The 19,797-nt window shown below is 68.1% G+C and carries 16 protein-coding genes and 1 tRNA gene; 13 read left to right on the plus strand and 4 right to left on the minus strand.

Annotation, left to right across the window (positions count from 1 at the left end; genetic code table 11):
* The first annotated feature begins 373 nt into the window (after positions 1–373).
* From C461_RS11870 to C461_RS11910, 9 genes are all read left to right on the plus strand, one after another.
* Positions 374–1,042: a type 1 glutamine amidotransferase gene (locus C461_RS11870; RefSeq protein ID WP_049906611.1), complete on the plus strand. Its 669-nt coding sequence runs from the start codon at positions 374–376 to the stop codon at positions 1,040–1,042.
* 250 nt (positions 1,043–1,292) lie between these two features.
* Positions 1,293–3,896: a heavy metal translocating P-type ATPase gene (locus C461_RS11875; protein WP_008001537.1), complete on the plus strand. Its 2,604-nt coding sequence runs from the start codon at positions 1,293–1,295 to the stop codon at positions 3,894–3,896.
* A gap of 186 nt (positions 3,897–4,082) precedes the next feature.
* Positions 4,083–5,405 carry an ABC transporter substrate-binding protein gene (locus C461_RS11880; protein WP_049906613.1) on the plus strand — a complete coding sequence of 441 codons (1,323 nt, stop codon included), beginning with the start codon at positions 4,083–4,085 and terminating at the stop codon, positions 5,403–5,405.
* A 15-nt stretch (positions 5,406–5,420) separates the two neighbouring features.
* Positions 5,421–6,314 carry a branched-chain amino acid ABC transporter permease gene (locus C461_RS11885; RefSeq protein ID WP_008001542.1) on the plus strand — a complete coding sequence of 298 codons (894 nt, stop codon included), beginning with the start codon at positions 5,421–5,423 and terminating at the stop codon, positions 6,312–6,314.
* Positions 6,311–7,462 carry a branched-chain amino acid ABC transporter permease gene (locus tag C461_RS11890; protein ID WP_008001545.1) on the plus strand — a complete coding sequence of 384 codons (1,152 nt, stop codon included), beginning with the start codon at positions 6,311–6,313 and terminating at the stop codon, positions 7,460–7,462. The genes C461_RS11885 and C461_RS11890 overlap by 4 nt, the downstream gene beginning before the upstream one ends.
* On the plus strand, positions 7,459–8,247 hold the full coding sequence (locus C461_RS11895; protein WP_008001547.1) for an ABC transporter ATP-binding protein: 789 nt from the start codon (positions 7,459–7,461) through the stop codon (positions 8,245–8,247). Before C461_RS11890 ends, C461_RS11895 begins: the two co-directional genes overlap by 4 nt.
* Positions 8,244–8,957: an ABC transporter ATP-binding protein gene (locus C461_RS11900; protein WP_008001549.1), complete on the plus strand. Its 714-nt coding sequence runs from the start codon at positions 8,244–8,246 to the stop codon at positions 8,955–8,957. Before C461_RS11895 ends, C461_RS11900 begins: the two co-directional genes overlap by 4 nt.
* Positions 8,950–10,599, plus strand: a complete 1,650-nt coding sequence (locus tag C461_RS11905) for a long-chain fatty acid--CoA ligase (protein ID WP_008001551.1) — start codon at positions 8,950–8,952, stop codon at positions 10,597–10,599. The genes C461_RS11900 and C461_RS11905 overlap by 8 nt, the downstream gene beginning before the upstream one ends.
* Positions 10,596–11,387 (plus strand): SDR family NAD(P)-dependent oxidoreductase, encoded by a 792-nt coding sequence (locus C461_RS11910; protein ID WP_008001553.1) that lies wholly within the window; start codon positions 10,596–10,598, stop codon positions 11,385–11,387. Before C461_RS11905 ends, C461_RS11910 begins: the two co-directional genes overlap by 4 nt.
* Before the next feature lie 9 nt (positions 11,388–11,396).
* On the opposite strand, the gene C461_RS11915 is transcribed toward C461_RS11910, so the two are convergent.
* From C461_RS11915 to C461_RS11930, 4 genes are all read right to left on the minus strand, one after another.
* Positions 11,397–12,479 (minus strand): CNNM domain-containing protein, encoded by a 1,083-nt coding sequence (locus C461_RS11915; RefSeq protein WP_008001555.1) that lies wholly within the window; start codon positions 12,477–12,479, stop codon positions 11,397–11,399.
* Between the two features lie 368 nt (positions 12,480–12,847).
* Positions 12,848–12,921, minus strand: a tRNA-Val gene (locus tag C461_RS11920).
* Between the two features lie 67 nt (positions 12,922–12,988).
* Positions 12,989–15,466 carry an efflux RND transporter permease subunit gene (locus tag C461_RS11925; RefSeq protein WP_008001557.1) on the minus strand — a complete coding sequence of 826 codons (2,478 nt, stop codon included), beginning with the start codon at positions 15,464–15,466 and terminating at the stop codon, positions 12,989–12,991.
* Positions 15,467–17,092, minus strand: coding sequence for a COG1361 S-layer family protein (locus C461_RS11930; protein WP_008001558.1), 1,626 nt, complete (start codon positions 17,090–17,092; stop codon positions 15,467–15,469).
* A gap of 365 nt (positions 17,093–17,457) precedes the next feature.
* Here C461_RS11930 and C461_RS11935 point away from each other — a divergent pair, with 365 nt between their 5' ends.
* Genes C461_RS11935 through C461_RS11950 form a run of 4 tightly spaced genes read left to right on the plus strand, consistent with a single transcriptional unit; the run spans position 17,458 to position 19,763 of the window.
* The gene (locus C461_RS11935) at positions 17,458–18,108 is read left to right on the plus strand and encodes a TetR/AcrR family transcriptional regulator (RefSeq protein ID WP_008001560.1); all 651 of its coding nucleotides are present in this window, start codon (positions 17,458–17,460) and stop codon (positions 18,106–18,108) included.
* The gene (locus C461_RS11940; RefSeq protein ID WP_008001561.1) at positions 18,105–18,617 is read left to right on the plus strand and encodes a DUF192 domain-containing protein; all 513 of its coding nucleotides are present in this window, start codon (positions 18,105–18,107) and stop codon (positions 18,615–18,617) included. The genes C461_RS11935 and C461_RS11940 overlap by 4 nt, the downstream gene beginning before the upstream one ends.
* A gap of 58 nt (positions 18,618–18,675) precedes the next feature.
* Complete coding sequence (locus tag C461_RS11945; protein WP_008001562.1) at positions 18,676–19,098, plus strand: SHOCT domain-containing protein; 423 nt, start codon at positions 18,676–18,678, stop codon at positions 19,096–19,098.
* Positions 19,099–19,103: 5 nt separating this feature from the next.
* Complete coding sequence (locus C461_RS11950; RefSeq protein WP_162138520.1) at positions 19,104–19,763, plus strand: DUF4013 domain-containing protein; 660 nt, start codon at positions 19,104–19,106, stop codon at positions 19,761–19,763.
* The last annotated feature ends 34 nt before the right edge of the window (positions 19,764–19,797 follow it).

Here is a 19,797-nt window from a genome sequence, read left to right on the forward strand (position 1 = left end):
GATCGGCGATGTTTCGGGGTCACTTCGAGGGGTGATTTCGTCACGCTCCATGACGACGGTCGCCGCCGTCTGTCGATTCGGAGGGAGCCAACAGAGCGTGTGTGGTTGTGCTTGGCGGTAACGCGGCGATCTCGTACGAAGGAGTTCGAGAAGAGTTGAGCAGGAGGATCGAGTAGATGGCCAAAAGTGTCGGGTGCAGTCTGACTGGAGGTCGTGATTCGACACCGCCGTCAAAATCTGCACCAGGCGAGACGTTCTGACCCGGTTGCGATCACGACGATAAACGAGGGAACGCACAGGACGGGCGGACAGACGGTCTTGTACTGTTACCATCCCCCAAGATATATCGCCTCTGGAAAGAAGTCTAAAAGAGATGACTGCATCCGGCACAGCGTCGTTAAATTTGTACGTGGTTCGCAACGAGGTCGATCCAGACTCTGAGTATCACTGCGACGCGTTGGCGGCGCGGTTTCCGACCGCTGAGGAGGTCGATTTCGTCGCGGGCGAACGCGTCCCGCTCGACGATGCGGACGGCGTCATCTTGACCGGCAGCACGGCCGGCGTTTACGAGTCCGACGCTCACCCGTGGATCGCCGAACAGGAAGCGTTCGTTCGCGAACTTGTCGAGCGAGAGATTCCGACGCTCGGGGTCTGTTTCGGGCACCAGATAGCCAACACGGCACTCGGCGGTGTCGTCGAGAAGGTCGGAACAACTGCGGCGCTCGTCGAGGCGACCCTCGCTGACAATCCGCTGTTCGACGGTGTCGGTCCGGTCGTGGTCTCGCTCCACGGCGACGCCGTGACCGAACGGGGGAGAGACATGGAGATCATCGCGTCAGCCGATCACGCCCGCGTGTTCGGGACCGCTCACGAGACCGCACCGCTGTGGACGGTTCAGTTCCATCCAGAGATTACGGCAGCACACCGCGACCAGCTCGTCGAACACTTCGAATGGCAAGAAGAGCCGTTCTCGTTCGAGGACGTCACCGCGGAACGGATCTTCGAGAATTTTGTTGCACTCGCTGTCGAAGCGACGACATAGGTGGCGAAGATGACGCGATCACCCCGTTCGTAGTCTTCGGCGGACCGCTGTTTTGTGTCCGAAGAGGGGGATTTCGAGACGGCTGTCAGCGCTGTCGTCCATCGTGCCGGAGTCGTTTCGAAGAGCGACATCAGCGTCTCGAAGACGGCGCGTAGCGCTACCTCGCTTTGGAATCGAAAGTAGTCGGCGTCTGTTAGCCCCACTCTCGAAGTAGAAACTCACCTAACGGTGTAGCCCCTATCGTATACCAATGAAAACACGCACAGCACACCTTGACATCACGGGGATGACCTGTGCCAACTGCTCGGGGACAGTTGGGGAGGCCTTGGAGTCACTCGACGGCGTCGTCGAGGCGAACGCCAATTTCGCCACGGACGAGGGCTCCGTCGAGTACGACCCCGACGTGGTATCGCTCGCGGAGATCTACGAGGCGATCGAGGACGCCGGCTACGGTGCGGTGTCCGATACGGTGACCATCGGCATCTCCGACATGACCTGTGCCAACTGTGTGCAGACGAACGAGACCGCGCTCGAGAACACGCCGGGCGTTATTGCGGCCGAGGCGAACTTCGCCACCGACGAGGCGCAGGTCAGGTACAACCCCGCCGACACCTCGCTCGACGCGCTGTACGACGCGATCGAGGACGCCGGGTACTCACCGGTCCGTGAAGACGGCGACAGCGGTGAATCGGGCGAAGACGCGCGGGACGCTGCCCGGCAGGGTGAGATTCGAAAACAGCTTCGACTGACGCTGTTCGGAGCCGCGCTGTCGGCCCCATTGCTGTTTTTCCTCGCAGAGCGGTTTCTGCTCGGCGGGGGAATTCTCCCGGAGACGGTGTTCGGCGTCGAATTCGGGTGGGTCGAGTTCCTGCTGGCGACGCCGGTGCAGGCCGTGCTCGGCTGGCCGTTCTACAAGAACTCGTACAACGCGCTGGTCAACAACAGGCGCGCCAACATGGACGTTCTCATCGCACTGGGGTCGTCCACTGCGTACTTCTACTCGGTCGCGGTGCTCGCCGGCCTGATCGCGGGGAGCTTGTACTTCGACACCGCCGCGTTGATCCTCGTGTTCATCACGCTCGGCAACTACCTCGAAGCCCGCTCGAAGGGGCAGGCGGGCGACGCCCTGCGGAAGCTTCTCGAGATGGAGGCCGAGACGGCCACCCTCGTCGACGCGGACGGCACCGAGACCGAGGTGCCGCTCGAAGACGTCACCGTCGGCGACCGCATGAAGGTCCGTCCCGGCGAGCAGATCCCGACCGACGGCGTCGTCGTCGACGGGCAGAGCGCCGTCGACGAGTCGATGGTCACCGGCGAGTCGGTCCCCGTCGAGAAAGGCGAGGGCGACGAGGTCGTCGGCTCGACGATCAACGAGAACGGCGTCCTCGTCGTCGAGGCGACGAAGGTCGGGAAAGACACCGCACTCCAGCAGATCGTTCAGACGGTCAAGGAGGCCCAGTCGCGACAGCCGGACATCCAGAATCTCGCCGACCGCATCTCGGCGTACTTCGTTCCGGCGGTCATCGCGAACGCGTTGCTGTGGGGCGCCGTGTGGTTCCTCTTCCCCGCGGCGCTCGCCGGATTCGTCGACTGGCTCCCGCTCTGGGGCGCGGTCGCCGGCGGACCGGCCGTGGCCGGTGGCACCGTCTCGGTCTTCGAGTTCGCGCTCATCGTCTTCGCGTCGTCCGTGCTGATCGCCTGTCCCTGTGCGCTGGGGTTGGCGACGCCCGCCGCGACGATGGTCGGGACGACGATCGGCGCCCAGAACGGCGTCCTGTTCAAGGGCGGTGACATCCTCGAACGCGCGAAAGACGTCGACACCGTCGTCTTCGACAAGACGGGCACGCTGACGAAAGGCGAGATGGAACTGACCGACGTCGTCGTGTTCGACGGTGACGGACGACCCCTCACAGACGGCGGCCAACTAACCGCACGTGACAGCCTCGACGAAAACGACGTGTTGCGGCTCGCGGCCACGGCCGAGAGCGGGAGCGAACACCCGCTCGCCCGCGCCATCGTCGACGGAGCCAAAGAGCGCGGCATCGACGTGAGCGACCCCGAGACCTTCGAGAACGTCCCCGGTCACGGCATCAAAGCGACCGTCGGCGACAGCGAGGTGCTGGTCGGGAACCGAAAGCTCCTCCGCGACAACGGGATCGACCCCTCGCCCGCTCAGGAGACGATGGAGCGCCTCGAGAACGAGGGGAAGACGGCGATGCTCGTCGCCCGCGTGCCCGGCGGCACGGACGCGGGCGAACTCGTCGGTGTGGTCGCTGACGCCGACACGATCAAAGCGAGCGCGGCCGAGGCCGTGAGCCAGCTGCGGGAGCGCGGCGTCGACGTGATGATGATCACCGGCGACAACGAGCGGACCGCCCGGGCCGTCGCCGAGCAGGTCGGTATCGACCCCGAGAACGTCCACGCGGGGGTGCTCCCCGAGGACAAATCCGACGCCGTCGAGGCCATTCAGGACGAAGGTCGCAAGGCGATGATGGTGGGCGACGGCGTCAACGACGCGCCAGCGCTCGCGGTCGCGTACGTCGGAACCGCCATCGGGAGCGGGACGGACGTCGCCATCGAAGCGGCGGACGTGACGCTGATGCGCGACGACCCGCTCGACGTGGTGAAGGCCATCCGCATCTCGGACGCGACGCTCCAGAAGATCAAGCAGAACCTCGTCTGGGCGCTCGGATACAACACGGCGATGATCCCGTTGGCGTCGCTCGGGCTGCTCCAGCCCGTGCTCGCCGCCGGCGCGATGGCCTTCTCCAGCGTGTCGGTGCTGTCGAACAGCCTGCTGTTCCGTCGGTACACGCCGGATCACGACTACGAACTGCTCGGCCGACTCCGCTGATCGACTCGCGTCCCTCCGAGGCGGCGAGATCGGCAGCGGTCGAACGGCGACGCGAGCGGCGTGCGACAGGTGCGCAGACGGCCCACGGCCGCGATCGCGGCCGTGACTGCGGTCGACGGCAAGGGCGGTTCGTGTTATCCACCCGCATATTTATATAGGGCGGACGCCCACGGATAATCGTTAACAATGGTAACTGCAGGTTCGAATAACGAAAACAAGCGTAACCGTACGGTGGGTAATGAGATGAGTTCGGAAAACCGCTCGTCGGTCGGTCGGCGGCGCTTCCTGCAGGCCGCCGGCGCCGGGACGGCCGTCGCGTTGGCCGGCTGCTCGGGCGGCGGCGGCGACGACGTGGTCCGGCTGGGAGCGACGTACATCCTGTCCGGGTTCGCCTCGCTGTACGGCGAGGCGGCCGAGCGAGGCCTCGAAATGGCCCAGTCGGAGATCAACGACAACGGCGGCATCGACGGGCGGGACGTGGAGGTGATCGTCCGCGACACCGAGGCGAGCGCCGACACGGCGATCCAGCAGATGCGGAGCCTCGTCGAAGAGGACAACGTCGACGGGCTGTTCGGGCTCGACTCCAGCGGGGTCGCACAGGCCGTCGCGCCGCAGGCGGCGGAGCTCGGTATCCCCTACATGATCACCCACGCGGCGACGCCGTTCGTCACGTCGCCCGAGGGGGAACACGAGAACTCCGTCGGCAACGACTACGTGTTCCGTGACGCCAACAACCTCGCACAGGACATGTACGGGGCCGCACAGACCGCCGCGGAGCTCGACGCCACCGAGTGGGCGACGATCGGTCCGGACTACGCGTTCGGGTACGAGACGTGGGACTACTTCCAGGACTTCTGTGCCGGCCTCGGCGTCGACGCCGAGTTCACGGCCGAGCAGTTCCCGCCCCTGACGACGGGCGATTACACGCCGTACATCAGTTCGATTCTCGACGCCGAGCCGGACGCCGTGATCACGCCGCTGTGGGGCGCCGACCTCACCACGTTCGTCGGGCAGGCCGAGGACGCCGGCTGGTTCGACCAGATCGATCACACGCTGTTCAGCGTGGGGATGGGGACGGACCTCGCGAGCGACGGGAGCCCGCTGCCGGAAGGCGAGTACGCCTCCACTCGGTACGACCCGTTCGTGCCCGACACCGAGGCGAACAACTCCTTCCGCGAGACGTACTACGAGGAGCACGAGACGCTGCCGACGTACAACGCCGAGGGGGCGTACCGCGCCCTCTACCTGTACAAGGAGGCGATCGAGTCCGCCGGCGGCACCGACCCGGACGCCATCGTCGACGAGTTCACCGGCATGGAGCACTCCGGTCCCGTCGGTGACTACCGTTTCAGCGAGAAGAACCAAGCGACGGTGCCGGCGATCTGGGGGACCGTCACGTACGACGACGAGTGGGAGAGCAACGTGCTCGACCCCGTCAACGTGTACGACGCGAACCCCGACGAGATGGCCGACGCGCTCGCCGATTCCGACCTCCCGACGGGCGTCTAACCCCCCGTCGATTCCATGAGTCTATCATCCCTCGTTCCACTGATCGGCGTCTCCGACGTCGTCGTCGGGCTGAGCCTCGGGAGCCGGCTGTTCCTGATCGCCGTCGGTCTCAGTCTCATCTTCGGCGTGCTCGGCGTCCTCAACTTCGCGCACGGCGGGCTCTACATGCTCGGCGCGTACGTCACGCTCGCCGTCGTGACGGGCGTTATCGACAACTTCTGGATCGCCGCTCTCGCCGGCGCCCTCGCGGTGGGCGTCGTCGGCGCGGCCATCGAGTTCGCGGCGATCCGGCCGCTGTACGATCGGATCGACGCGGATCTCGACCAGCTCATCGTCACGTTCGGGTTCGTGCTCATCATCCACGAGACGGTCCGGTTCGTCTGGGGGTCGGGGTCGTACTCGGTCGATCCGCCCGCGCTGTTCGACTTCTCGGTCTCGCTCGGCGGGAGCACCTTCGGCGCGTACCGGCTGGTCGTCATCGGCCTCGCAGTCGCGGTGTTAGCGGGCCTCTGGCTGTTCATCACGCGGACGTACTTCGGCTCGCTGGTACGCGGGACCTCCTCGGACCGCGAGATGGCGTCGATGCTCGGCGTTGACGTACCTCGCCTGTACACCGCCGTGTTCTTCTTAGGCAGCGTGCTCGCCGGTCTCGGCGGGGCGCTGTCGGCGCCGCTGCAGTCGACGAGTCCGGCGCTCGGCGACCAAGTCATCATCGACGCGTTCATCGTCGTCGTCATCGGCGGACTCGGCTCGATGACCGGCGCGTTCGTCGGCGCGATGCTCATCGGCATGATGCAGAGTCTGGGGCCGCAGTTCATCAGCGCCGGGAGCATCGCCATCCCGTTTCTCGCGATGGTGATCGTGTTGCTGTTCCGCCCTGAGGGGCTCTTCGGGGGGATCGGCGAATGAGCGCGACCGACACCGGCGGCCGCGTCCGCAAGTTCGGCTCGGCGGTCGCCGACGGCTGGACCCGCGAGCGGTTCGGCCTCCTCGGGGCGCTCGGGCTGGTGCTGTTGGCGTTCGGCCCGTCGTTCCAGATCTACCTGTTCACCGACTTCCTCGTCGTCGCGCTGTTCGCGCTCGGGTTCAACCTGCTGTACGGGTACACCGGCCTGCTGTCGTTCGGCCACGGGCTGTTCTACGCGGGCGGCGCCTACGGGCTCGCGATCGTGTTACGAGACCTCGGTCCGGTGTTCGCCGACGTCGTGGGAAGCGGTGTCGCACCGCTCGTCACGTTCGTCGTCGGCGGGCTGGTGGGCCTCGCGCTCGTGGTCGCCGTGGCGGTGCCCGTCGGGTGGCTCAGCGTTCGCTTGGAAGAGATCTACTTCGCGCTGATCACCCTCGCGTTCGGCATGATCGGCTACTCGCTCATCATCCAGGACCCGGCCGGGCTCACGAACGGGACCGACGGGATCATCGTCCTGCTCGGGAGCGTCGACGTCGGCGGCGAGAGCTTCCGAATCGGCGCGAGACAGACGTACTACGCGCTCACGGTCGTCGTCGTGCTCGCGGCGATATACGGGGTGTGGCGAGTGGTCAACTCCCCGTTCGGCACCGTCTGTAAGGCGATCCGCGAGAGTCCCGACCGGGCCGCCGCGCTCGGCATCGACGTGCGACACCACCGCTGGATGACGTTCATCATTTCGGCGGCGATCGTCGGGATCGCCGGCGTGTTGCGCGCGGGACTCGCGAGCGTCGCGTCGCCGGGACTGACCCACTGGTCGACGAGCGCGGTGGCCGTCATCGCGACCGTGATCGGCGGTGCGACTTACTTCTCGGGGCCGATCGTCGGCGCGTTCATCTTCCTGTACATCCGCTGGGGGATCAGCCGCTTCCCGACGCTCGACGCGTACTGGGAGCTGTTCTTCGGCGCGCTGCTCATCGGCGTCGTGCTCTACTTCAAGGCCGGCGCCGTCGGCGGGCTGTTGCTGCTCCGCGACCGGCTGTTCGGCGAGGGGCGTGCCGGCGGCGACGACGGCCCGACGCAGGGCGGGGGCGGAGCGGCGGAACCGGGATCGAGCGGTGACCGAGCCGACGACCGAGGTGACGACTCGTGACGACCGTCCTCAAGACCGAATCCCTACGCAAGCAGTTCGGCGAACTGACCGCCGTCGACGACGTCTCGATCGAGATCGACGACGGCGACATCACCAGCATCATCGGCCCGAACGGGGCCGGCAAGACCACGTTCTACAACCTGCTGACGGGCGTGCTTCAGCCGACCGCCGGGTCGATCTGGCTGCGGAGCGGGGACGGCGCGACAGACGACGGTGGCGGCCTCCGGGAGATCACCGACGCGGAGCCGCACGAGGTGGCGCAGGCGGGCCTCTCTCGCTCGTACCAGATCACGAATATCTTCGAGGGGCTCACCGTTCGCGAGAACGTCCGGGTCGCGCGGATCAGCCACGAGCGGACCCGGCTCGACTTCCGCTCGCGGGCGACCGGCGACGAGGCGATCGAGGCCGACATCGAGGAGCTGCTGGAGCTCACGGGGCTGACCGACATCGCAGACACGCCCTGTGACACGTTGAGTCACGGCGAGAAGCGGACCGTCGAGATCGCCTTGGCGCTCGCCATCGAGCCGGACGTGTTCCTGATGGACGAGCCCACGGCGGGGATGAATCCCACGGAGGTCACCGAGATCGTCTCGCTGATCCGCGAACTCGACGCGGACTTAGACGCCACCTTCGTCGTGACCGAACACAACATGGACGTCGTCACCGACATCTCCGACCGGATCGTCGTGCTCGCCGAGGGCTCGATCCTCGCGGACGGGACCCCGGACGACGTGCTGACGGACGAACGGGTGACGGAGGCGTACTTGGGGAGTGATAGCGTATGACGATACTCACGGTCGACGACATCGACACGTACTACGGGAACAGCCACGTCCTCCACGGGATCTCCCTGGAGGTCGACGAGGGCGAGGTGGTGACGCTGCTCGGGCGCAACGGCGCCGGGAAGACGACGACGATGCGCTCCATCGTCGGCGCGTCGCCCCCGCGGTCCGGGTCGATCACGTACCGCGGCGAGGAGATCGCGGGCAAGTCCCCCGACGAGATCAACGGGCTCGGGATCTCGCTCGTCCCGGAGGACCGCCGGGTGTTTCCCACCCTCACCGTCCACGAGAACCTCCGCCTCGCGCACAACCTCGCGAGCGACCCGCGGCCGGTCGCGGAGATGTACGAGCTGTTTCCGGCGCTCGACCCGCTGCGGAAAAACGACGGGCAGAACCTCAGCGGCGGCGAACAGCAGATGGTGTCGGTCGCCCGTGCGCTGGTGCAGTCGCCCGACGTGTTGCTGTTGGACGAGCCGACCGAGGGGCTCGCGCCGGTCATCGTCGACGACCTCCGAGAGATCGTTCAGACCGTGGTCGACGAGAACGTTACCGTCCTGTTGACCGAACAGAACGTGGACTTCGCCTTCGACCTCGCGGAGCGCGGCTACATCATGGACACCGGACAGATCGTCTTCGACGGCACCGTCGAGGAGATCCGGGCGCGCGACGACCTCCTCGAAACGTACCTCTCCGTGGGGAGCGCGGATGCCTGAAGACCTCACGCTCCGCCCGTTCTTCTGGCGGGCGACCCGGCTGTTCCCGGACACGGAGGTCGTCTCGCGCACCCGCGACGGAGTCGATCGGTACACGTACGCCGACTTCGGTGACCGCGTCCGGCGGCTCGCGGCCGCGCTCGCGGACCTGGGCGTCGAGCCCGGCGACCGCGTCGGGACGCTCGGGTGGAACACCCACCGCCACTTCGAGGCGTACTACGCGGTTCCGCTCTCCGGCGCCCAGTTACACACGGTGAACCTCCTCTTGCAGGACGACCACGTCGAGTACATCGTCAACGACGCTGCGGACGACGTGCTGATCGTCGACCGCGACGCGGTCGAAACGCTCGATCGGCTGTGGGACCGGATCGACGGCGTCCGCGAGGTCGTCGTCATGGGTGACTCGGTGCCGGAGACGGAGTCCGACCTCCCGCTCTCGTCGTTCGAAGAGCTGATCGCGGCGGCCGACCCGATGGCGTCGTGGCCGCCGCTCGCCGAAGACGACCCGGCCGGGATGTGTTACACCTCGGGAACGACGGGGAAGCCGAAGGGCGTCGAGTACACGCACAAGATGATCTACGCCCACGCAATGATGGTGATGACGCCCGCCGCGCTCGACATCGCCGAGGACGACGTGGTGATGCCCGTCGTCCCCATGTTCCACGTGAACTCCTGGGAGTTCCCGTACGCCGTGACGATGGCGGGCGCGAAACAGGTGTACCCGGGGCCGTCGCCGGACCCGGCGGACCTCGTCGGACTGATCGAGTCCGAGGGCGTAACGCTCACCGCGGGCGTCCCCACCGTCTGGATCGACGTGCTCGACCACCTCGACGAACACGGCGGTAACCTCTCCTCGCTGGAGCGCATCGTCGTCGGCGGGAGCGCGGCGCCCCGAGAAGTGATGCGGCGGTACGAGGACGAACACGACGTGACGATCGAACACGCGTGGGGAATGACCGAGACGATGAGCATCGGCTCCGTCTCCCGACCGACCTCGAGGATGGCCGACACCGACCGCGAGGCGAAACTCGACAAGCGGGCGAAACAGGGGCTGCTCTCGCCCGGCCTGGAAATGCGGGTCGTCGACGACGGCGGCGAGCCGGTCGACTGGGACGGCGAGGCGTTCGGCGAACTGCTCGTTCGCGGCCCCTCGGTCGTCGAGTCGTACTACAACCGCCCGGAAGCCGACGCGACGGACTTCGTCGAGGCCGACGACGGCGGGGCGCGGTGGCTCCGGACCGGCGACATCGCCACCGTCGACGGAGACGGGTACATCGAGGTCGTCGACCGCGCCAAGGACGTGATCAAGTCGGGCGGCGAGTGGATCTCCAGCATCGAGTTGGAGAACGCGCTGATGGCCCACGAGGACGTCGCCGAGGCGGTCGTGATCGCGGCCGCCCACGAGCGCTGGCAGGAGCGCCCGCTGGCGTTCGTCGTGCCGAAGGCGGGCCGCGAGCTGGACGTCGAAGGGATCCGATCGTTCCTCGCCGACGAGTTCCCGCGGTGGTGGCTCCCCGACGACGTGCGGTTCCGCGAGGAGATCCCGAAGACCGCGACCGGGAAGTTCGACAAGAAGACGCTCCGGGAGACCGTCGACGACCCCGAACTGCCGTACGCGCCCGGAGGAGGAGACGGACAATGACCGGTGACGCCTCCCTGACGCCGGAGGACGCCCTTCCGGACCTCTCCGGGCGGGTCGCCGTCGTCACCGGCGGCGGCCGGGGAATCGGGAAGGCGATCGCGCTCGGGATGGCCGCCGCGGGGGCAACGGTCGTTCCCTCGGCGCGGACCGCGGCGGAGGTCGAGTCGGTCGCGGCCGAAGCCCGCGAGCACGGAGCCGAGGCGCGCGCGATTACCGCCGACGTGACCGACGACGGCGACGTGACCGCGCTCGTCGAGGAGACCGTCGACGCGTTCGGCTCGCTGGACGTGTTGGTCAACAACGCGGGATTCAACCCCGGCGACGCGCTCGGCGACCCGGCCGACGTGGAGAGCGACGCCGTCGATTCGGTCTTGGACGTGAACCTTCGAGGGGCGTTCCGGACCGTCCGGGCCGCCGGCCCGCACTTAAAAGAGGCGAGCGGGAGCGTCGTCAACGTCGCCAGCGTGGCGGGGCTCGTCGGGCTGCCGAAACAGCACCCGTACGTCGCCTCGAAACACGGCCTCGTCGGCCTGACGAAGAGCGCGGCGATGGACTGGGCGCCGGACGTTCGGGTGAACGCGGTCGCGCCCGGCTACGTCGCGACGGACCTCACGGAGACGCTACAGGAGAACGAGCGGCTTCGGCAGTCGATCCTCGACCGGACGCCGCAGGAGCGGTTCGCCGACCCGACGGAGATCGCGGGCCCGGTCGTCTTCCTCGCGAGCGACGCGGCGAGTTTCGTCACCGGCGAGACGCTCGCTGCCGACGGCGGCTGGACGGCGCGGTGAGCCGGCTTTTTATAGCTCCGCCCGTCCGCCGAGTTCGATGTCGAGGGGGTCTTCGATCTCGCCGACGATCGCTTCGAGCGCGTCGGTCGCGGTGAGCAGACCGACGACGCGCCCGTCGGCGTCGACCACGAGCGCGAGTTCCTGGTGAACTGCTTGGAACCGATCGACGGCGTCGCTCACGCTGATCTCGGTCGAAACCGTCATCGGCGAAGCGGCGACGTCCGCGAGAGTGACGTCGCCGCGGCGGAGCGCGTCGATCTCGCCGACCACCGCGGGAACGTACACGATACCGCGGAAGTTGTCCGGGTCCCGCGGGTCGCCGTCGATCAGCGGGAACCGCGTGTGCGGGCTGTTTCCGATCCGATCGAGATTCGCGTCGACGCTCGCGCTCGTCGGGAGGAAGACCACGTCCTCGCGGTCCGTCATGATCGCGTCGACCGGGATCTCGCCGAGCGTGAGCGCGTTGAGGACCTCCTCGCGGCGTTCGTCGGTGAGGTCGCCGCGAGCGAGCAGCGATCCGAGCCGGTTACGCAGCTCCGCGCGGGACTCCACGCGATCGGTCTCCGCTTCGAGCCACGCACCCGTCATCTCGACGCCGAACCGCCGGAGCGTCCACTTGGCGACGGCGTCGCCGAGGACGATCACCGGGTACAGCAGCTTGGCGAACCAGTACAGCGGGGTCGCGCCGTAGCGGGCGACGAACTTCGTGCGCTCGACGCCGAGGTACGTCGGCGTCTGCTCGCCGTGAGTCAAGTGGAGCAGATTGATGATCACGAACGCGAGGATCCCTCCGGCACCGATCGACGCGAGCAGGGTGTTCTCGATGAACGGCTCGATCAGCGACGCCAGCGCCGGCTCAGCGACGATTCCCACGGCGATGCTCGTCGCGGAGATCCCGACCTGACAGCTCGTGAGGTAGATCTCGAGGTCCTGGGTCATCTCCCACGCCCGTCGGAGGCCGGGGGCGTCGAACTCGGACTCGGGATACTGGCGAACCCGCGTGAGCGCGAACTCGATCGCGACGAAAAAGCCGTTGGCGAGGATGAGCAGCATACCGGCGGTCAGCCGGAGCACGAGTTCGAGACCCTCCATACGTGACCGTGTCGGCCTCGCGGCCAAATAGGTGTGTCACGATCGCCGGGCGACGGGAGCCCCCGCGGGGTAGCTGTGGCTGCCGGGAGAGACGCGTGAGTCCCAGAAGTGGGCTCGGGCGGGTTCGAACCTCAGTCGCTCCCGTTCGCTCGCTGCGCTCGCTCACCTCCCGCTCCCTGCTTCGAACCCACCCTCAAACACGCACGCTGCCGTCGCTCGCGAAACTGCTCGCGACGGCGAGAAGTGGGCTCGGGCGGGTTCGAACCGAAATCAGACGTGCTCGCTCGCTTCGCTCGCTGCGCGCGACTGATAGGGCTCGAACCGCGCCCCTCCATGCCTGCGGCTCGCGAATTGCTCGCCGCAGGAAGTGGGCTCGGGCGGGTTCGAACCGCCGACCTCAGCCTTGTAAAGGCCGCGTCATAACCAGCTAGACCACGAGCCCGCACACGAACTGACCGCCCGTGCGCGGAAAACCGTTACTACTTCGAGCGAATCGCGTCTCGGCGGCGCTACGTCCCGACGAGCGCCGCGAGCTTCGATCCCTCCGCGCGGCGTACCCGGTCCCAGAGGAACAGCGCGGGCGGGAGCGCGACGATCGAGGCGACGAACGAGTAGGCCACGCTCATCGCCATTAAGAATCCGAAGTCGCCGAGCACGGGCGTGATCGCGAGCGCGAGCGCGCCGGTTCCGAGCGTCGTCGTCAACATGCTCCCGGTGAGCGCCCCGCCGGTGCCGGTCAGCGTCGTCTGCAGCGACCGCAGCGTGTCGTCGGTCGCGTTGTACTCGTCGATGAACCGCGCCGTGATGTGCACCGAGTACGCGATCCCGATCCCGATGGCGATCGAGAGGATCGTTGCGGTCAGGGCGTTCAGCGGCAGTCCGAGGTACCGCATCGTCCCGATCAGCGCCGCGACCGCGATGAGGATCGGGAACACGTTCACGACCCCGAGCATCGGCTTCCCCTCTAACACCGCGTAGGTGATCACGAGGAACACCCCCGTGAGCCCCACGGCGAGCACCATCCCCTGGATCGCCGACGCGAAGATCACCGACGTGATCGCGTCGAAGATGATGAGCTGGCCGGTCGCGGTCGCCGAGTACCGGAACTCGTCGGCGAGGGCCGCGCCGTCCGCGGACACCTCGCCCTGCGTCGCGTCGGCCGCGACGGTGTACTCGACCTGCGCGCCGCGCCGGTCCTCGGTGAGGTACTGCTCGGCCCGCGGGCCGGCCGACGAGTCGAACAGCTCGTCGTAGATCAGATCGAGGTTCCGGTCCGGAACCCCGTTGCCGTCTCGGTCGTTCCGGGCGACGAGCGCCGCGAACTCCTCGTCGCGCTCGGCGTGCGACCGGATCACGGTGACGATGCTCGTCGCGTCCGCCTGCCCGCCTTGCCCGACCGCGAGGCTGTCCGGCGGGTCGTCGTTCGGCCCCGCGAGCGCCTCCAGCGCGTGGTCCTCTTCGAAGGGGCCTTCGACGAATATCGTGATCGACTCGTCTTGGTTCGCCTCGAACCGGTCCGAGAGGATGTTGATCGTCTCCGTGACGGTGTACTCGCCCGGCGCGAACGGCTCGGGGATGTACTCGACGTACCACGCCTGCTCTTCGGGCGGCAGGAAGTCCTCCTCCTCGAAGGTGGTGTCGACGCCGGCGCCGTACGCGCCGAATCCGGCCCCGACGAGCAGCAGCGCCACGACGAACAGCGCGGGCGCTTTCTGCCCCACCGTCGCCGACACCGAGAGGAGCCGACCGAGCGCGGACCCCTCGGACGCGATCGGCGAGGAGTTGAACTCCGGGACGCCGTACCGCTCGCGGAGCCGGTCGATCTCCAGTTTCGCGGCGGGCAAGAACAGCCCGAAGATGAAGAAGGTGAACACGATTCCGACCGCGGACACGAGCCCGAGGTTCCGGATGGGGTCGAGCGCGGAGGTGACGTTCGCGCCGAACCCGAACACCGCTGTGACGGTGACGATGACGAACGCGATCGCCAGCTGGTTGGCGGCGGTCCGCATCGCGGGGACGGCGTCGTACCCCTGGACCGTCTCCTCGCGGTATCGATTGATAATGTGGATCCCGAAGTCGACGCCGACAGCCAGCAGCAACACGGGAACGGCGATCTGCTGTTGGTCGAACGGGATTCCGGAGTACCCCAGGAAGCCGAACGTCCAGATCAGCGTCATCAGCAGCGCGAACAGCCCGAGCGCGAGGTCGATCGGGTCCCGGTAGGCGACGACGAGGAAGCCCAACAGGAGCACGACGACGACGGGCATGACGATGAGCATCGAGTCGACGATGATCGCCTGGAACTCGTTGTCGATGACGCCCTGACCGAACGCCCGGATGTCGCCCGGTTCGTCGTCGGCGATCTGATCGGTCGTCTGCTGGATCGCGGCGAGGTCGTCGGCGGAGAAGCTCGGCGGTACCTCGTGGGTGATCACGGTGACCGACGCGGACGCGGACGCCTGGTTCGGGTTGAAGTCGTCGGAGACGACCGCCGAGAACCGCGGGTCCTCCGCGAGTCGGCGGACCGTTCGTCGGACCTCCGAGTCGGTCGCGCGCTGGACGGCGCGGCGCTGTTCGGCCGCCGTCTGCGCCGTCGGATCGAGTGACTGCGCGACGATCGGCGCGGGGCCGGTCGCGGACTCCATCCGCAAGTCGTCGCGGTCTTCGACGCGTTCGAGCACCCGGAGGCTCGCCAACAGCTCCTCGCGGGTGAGCACGTCGTTGCCGACGTGGATCAGCTGTGTCGTCTCGGCGTCGGCCTCGAAGGAGTCGTCGAACTCGGCGTCGATCGAATCGAGCGCCTCCTGTTCGGGGAGCCCCTCGGTGAACCCCTCGGTGATGTCCGTCTGGGTCTCGATCGCCGGGATCCCGCCGGCGAACAGCGCGGTGATGACGAGGAACCCGACGACGACTGCCCGCGGACGCGTGACGATCCGCTCGTTGACCCGCTGAGTGACCGCCTCGATCCGCTCGCCGGCTCCGCGCATCTACCGGGCCCGCGCGTAGTAGGTCGCGCCGCCCGCGACGGCGATCACGACGAGCGCACCGACGCCGAGGAGCGCCCACGGGAGGCCGCTCTCGCCGTCGGTGACGTCGATCGGGACGCGAGTGGTGTCCGACAGCTGGCTGTTCCCGTCGGCGTCGTCGTAGCGGAAGTCGAAGGAGACGGGGTACGTCTTGGCGGTCGCCGCCGACTCCGCGGTGAGCGTGAACGTCATCGTCGTGGACTCGCCGGGCTCGAGCCGCTGAGCGAACGCCTCGTCGTCGTCGCTCTCGAGGGGGCTGTCCGCGAACAGCCGCGCCTCCACGTCCGAGACGGGCTCGTCGAGGTTGTTCGTCACCTCGACGTCGAGGGCGAGCGACTCGCCCGCCGCGACCTGCCGTTGTTGGACGTCGAGGGCGAACTGGTCGCGTTGCGGCTCGACGCCGAAGAGGAGCTCCACGTCCTCGTAGATCCGCCGTTCGTCCTCCGCGTTGCGGTACTGGACCGCGACGTCGGCGGTCCGATCGACCGCCTCCGCCTCGCCGCTGATCTCGACCGGGAGCCGGAACTCGGCGGATTCGCCCGCGTCGAGCGTGCCGACCGCAACGGCGGTCTCGATCGGGATCACGTTCGGCGACTGGTCCGCGTATCTGACCACGACGTTCCGAGCCGTGACCGGTCCGTCGTTGGTGACGGTGCCGCGGATGTCGCCCTCCTCGCCGACGTACAGGTCGGACTCGACGTCGCCGAGCGAGAACTCCTGTCGGTCCGCCGGCGTCACGCCGAGCGTCGGCGTCTCGTCGAGCCGCTGGAGACCGTCGGGCGTCCGGAAGGCGACGCTGGCGTCGAGCGCGTACTCGCGCACCGGCGCGTCCGGCGCGAAGCCGACGTCGTACCGGACGGTGGCGGTCTCACCGGACTCGATGGCGCCGATCCGCGCGCTGTCGCGCGCGCCGTCACCGAACCCGAGCCCGGCGCTCGACGATTCGAGGATCACGTTGGCGTCGCGGGCGGCGTCGGCGCCGACATTCTCCAGTTCGACTTCGAGCGTCCCGGAGTCGCCGATCCGCGCGTCGGTGGTCACGTTGACGACCTCGAAGCGCGCGTCCGAGTCGACTTCGAGATCGACCGAAACCGTCTCCGTGGGCGACCGCTCGACGACCGTGGATCCGGTGCGGTACGTGTGCGAGTAGCTGACCTCCACATCGATGGTGTACGTCCCCTCCTCCACGTCTGCCGGCACGCTCACGGCCAGCGGCACCTCGCCGGGCCGGCTCTCGGTGACGGCGCCGATGGCGGTCTCGCCGGACTCGACGGTCAGCGGCGTGCCGTCGGCGTCGGCCTCGACGCGGACGTTGCGGGCGGTCGTGACCGCCTCGCGGAGTTGGGGAGAGCCGTAGTCGAGTTCGCCGTCGTTCGAGATCTGGAGCGCGACCTCGTTCGTCTCGCCCGGCGTGAGCGTCGGGTTCGGGGCGTGCACGTCGATGTCGGGCTCGCCGCCGGCCTGCGGCACCGCCGTTTGCTGGGTCGTGTTATCCTGCGCGACGGCGCCGCCGCCGCCGAGCGCGAGGAGCGCGAAGAGTGCGAGGGCGGCGACGGCAACCGTCAGCGTCGCGCGTGTCGGACGCATCGGGTCACCGCCACCCGGCGAAACGACCGAGAGCCGAGAGGGAGAGCGGTCTCAGAGAGCGCGGTGGTCTCGGGACGAACAACGGACTCGACGGGGATGACGACCGCGACGACCGGAGCGAAAGGGACGGGGCGCGCGACGTCACAGATGCGGTTCGCTTCACTGGTTAACTCTGCGGCCACGAATCCATAATGTTTTCGTTCGTGAAATCGTGAACGCGGTATGGACGCGACATCGATCACCGATCGTACCGCCGCCGACGCGGGAGCGGGAGCAGCCCCCCGTTCCGACGCCGGACTCACTCGTCTCGGCCGATTCCCCCGTCCCGCTCGTCCCGCCCGTCTCGGCCCCGGTAGCCCACCGAAATGAGTCGGTTCTCCGAGGCCGACCGCGATCGGATCCGGTCACAGCTCGTGGAGGCCGGCCGCGAGCTGTTCGCGCAGTTCGGGTTCGAGCGAACGCGGATCAGTGACGTCACCGAGGCCGTCGACATCGGGACCAGCACGTTCTACGGGTTCTTCGACTCCAAGGAGGCGCTGTACGTCGAGGTGCTCTGTGCCGAGCGCGACCGGCTCGAATCGCGGATCGACGAGGCGGTCGCGACGGCGAACACCCCGCGCGAGGAGGTCCGAACGCTGATCGAGACCATGTTCCGCGAGGTCCGATCGAACCCGCTTATCTCGCGGCTCATCGTCGAGAACGAGCTTCACGCCCTCCAAGAGCACCTCTCCGATGCGGAGCGCGAGTCGCTTGCGGCGAGCATCCAGGAGAGCGACCTCTCGTACGCCGACCGGTGGGTGGAGCTGGACGCGTTCCGCTTCGACGACCCCGCGGTCGTTAGCGGCTTGATTCGCTCGCTCGTGTTCACCACGCGATCGCGGGAGACGATCATGGAGTCCGGGGGCACCGCCGACTACGAGGCCGTCGAGGACGCCCTCATCGAGACGATCGTCGCGGGGCTGTTCGTCGACGGCGACGACGGTGAGGGCGACAACGACGGCAACAGCGATCCGTGACCCGCCGTCGTCTCGGACTGACTGTCGGGGGGGTCGGGTCCGCCGGAGCCGCCGCCCTCGTCGTCCTCATCGTCGGGATCGCTGTCGTCGCCGCCCTCGCGACCAACCCGGCGGTGCTGGTCGGGGATTACGACACGACGACCGTCGAGGCCGTCGACGGCGAGACGAACGAGTCGCTCGCGACCGTCGAGGTCCGGATCGCCGACGGGATCGCGAAGCGGTACGTCGGCCTCTCGGCGACGGAGTCGATCGGTCCCGACGAGGGGATGCTGTTCGTCCACGACGAGGCGGGCGAGTACGCCTACGTGATGCGGGACATGGCGTTCGCGATCGACATCGTGTTCGTCGCCCCCGACGGGACCGTCACGGAGATCCACGAGGCGGAGCCGGAGTCCCGACCGCTCACCGAGTACCGCGGCACCGGCCGGTACGTCCTCGAAGTGCCGCGCGGGTGGAGCGCGCGCAACGACGTGGAGCCGGGCGATCGGATCCGCTTCGAGCTACCGTGACCGTCGCCGACCCCGCGGCGACGAAACCGATTTCCCCCTCGCAGCCGTCGGCCCGACCATGACCGGGCTCTCCCGCCGGATCGCGTGGAACCTCCGCCACCGCTGGCGACGGGTGTTCGCGCTCCTCGTCGTGGGCGCCGGCGTCGCCGCGCCCCTCGTCACTGGGCTGTGGTGGTCGCTCCCGCTCGTCTGGTTCTTCGGACTGTTCGTCCTCCTCCCCGTGTTACACACGCTGACGAAGCCCCTCCCGGACCGCGACGGATCGGACGGCGAGGCGAGCGCCGAGACCGACCCCGCGCTCGACGCCCTCCGTGGGCGCTACGCGCGCGGCGAGATCGACGAGGCCGAGTTCGAGCGGAAGCTCGATCGGCTGTTGGAGACCGAGAACGCGGAGACCGTCGACGACGGAGCGAATCCGGACGACGTCACGGACCGCGTCCGCGAGGGAATCCGCCGGGAAGTAGAGCGGATCCGCGAGTGACTCGCGTGCTCTCCGGCGTCCTCGCGTACCCGATCCGCGGATCGCCTCGATTCGACGCCCTCGTCGTCGGCGGCGGTCTCCACCTGCTGGCCGTCTGGCTGCCCCTCCTCCCGTTCATCGCGGTCGCCGGCTACCTCGCGCGGGTGCTCGCCGCGACCGCGACCGCCGGTCCCGGCGAGGCCGCCGACCGTCCCGGGTGGCGTCCCCTCGGCGGTCTGTTCCTCGACGGGCTCCGGCTGATCGCGACGTGCGCGGGCTACCTCGCCGTGCCCGTCGCGCTCCTGCTCGTCACGCTCGGTGGCCCGCTCGAGGCGGTCGATCCGACGGGGACGACGGACGGGATCTTCTTCATCGTCGGCACGACCGTGTCGACGCTGCTCGCGTTCGCGATCTGTTACCCGCTCCCGGCCGCGCTCGTCGCGGTCGCGCGGGAGGGCTCGCTCCGCGCGGCGGTCGACACCGCCCGCGTGGGAGTCGCGACCCGAGACGCCGGCTACCTCGTCGCGACGCTGCTCGCCGCCGGCGGGATCGGTATCGCGGCGGCGGCGTACGGCGCGCTCAACGCCGTCGCTCTCGGCTTTTTCGTCGCGTTCTACGTCGAGGTCGTCGCCGCGGCCGCGATCGGCGAGGCGACCGGGCGGGCGTGGGAGCGGCGAGGGATCTGAACGCGCCGGATGACGCCCGGCGCGCATTCGGACC

It is taken from the genome of Halorubrum aidingense JCM 13560, assembly GCF_000336995.1.
GTDB lineage: Archaea > Halobacteriota > Halobacteria > Halobacteriales > Haloferacaceae > Halorubrum > Halorubrum aidingense.

What these genes read in the sequence shown, in the direction of transcription:
- C461_RS11875 (WP_008001537.1), top strand. Translation starts at nt 1,293, where the DNA reads ATGAAAACACGCACAGCACACCTTGACATCACGGGGATGACCTGTGCC.
- C461_RS11880 (WP_049906613.1), top strand. Translation starts at nt 4,083, where the DNA reads ATGGTAACTGCAGGTTCGAATAACGAAAACAAGCGTAACCGTACGGTG.
- C461_RS11870 (WP_049906611.1), top strand. Translation starts at nt 374, where the DNA reads ATGACTGCATCCGGCACAGCGTCGTTAAATTTGTACGTGGTTCGCAAC.
- C461_RS11900 (WP_008001549.1), top strand. Translation starts at nt 8,244, where the DNA reads ATGACGATACTCACGGTCGACGACATCGACACGTACTACGGGAACAGC.
- C461_RS11935 (WP_008001560.1), top strand. Translation starts at nt 17,458, where the DNA reads ATGAGTCGGTTCTCCGAGGCCGACCGCGATCGGATCCGGTCACAGCTC.
- C461_RS11905 (WP_008001551.1), top strand. Translation starts at nt 8,950, where the DNA reads ATGCCTGAAGACCTCACGCTCCGCCCGTTCTTCTGGCGGGCGACCCGG.
- C461_RS11885 (WP_008001542.1), top strand. Translation starts at nt 5,421, where the DNA reads ATGAGTCTATCATCCCTCGTTCCACTGATCGGCGTCTCCGACGTCGTC.
- C461_RS11915 (WP_008001555.1), bottom strand. Translation starts at nt 12,479, where the DNA reads ATGGAGGGTCTCGAACTCGTGCTCCGGCTGACCGCCGGTATGCTGCTC.
- C461_RS11925 (WP_008001557.1), bottom strand. Translation starts at nt 15,466, where the DNA reads ATGCGCGGAGCCGGCGAGCGGATCGAGGCGGTCACTCAGCGGGTCAAC.
- C461_RS11945 (WP_008001562.1), top strand. Translation starts at nt 18,676, where the DNA reads ATGACCGGGCTCTCCCGCCGGATCGCGTGGAACCTCCGCCACCGCTGG.
- C461_RS11890 (WP_008001545.1), top strand. Translation starts at nt 6,311, where the DNA reads ATGAGCGCGACCGACACCGGCGGCCGCGTCCGCAAGTTCGGCTCGGCG.
- C461_RS11930 (WP_008001558.1), bottom strand. Translation starts at nt 17,092, where the DNA reads ATGCGTCCGACACGCGCGACGCTGACGGTTGCCGTCGCCGCCCTCGCA.
- C461_RS11910 (WP_008001553.1), top strand. Translation starts at nt 10,596, where the DNA reads ATGACCGGTGACGCCTCCCTGACGCCGGAGGACGCCCTTCCGGACCTC.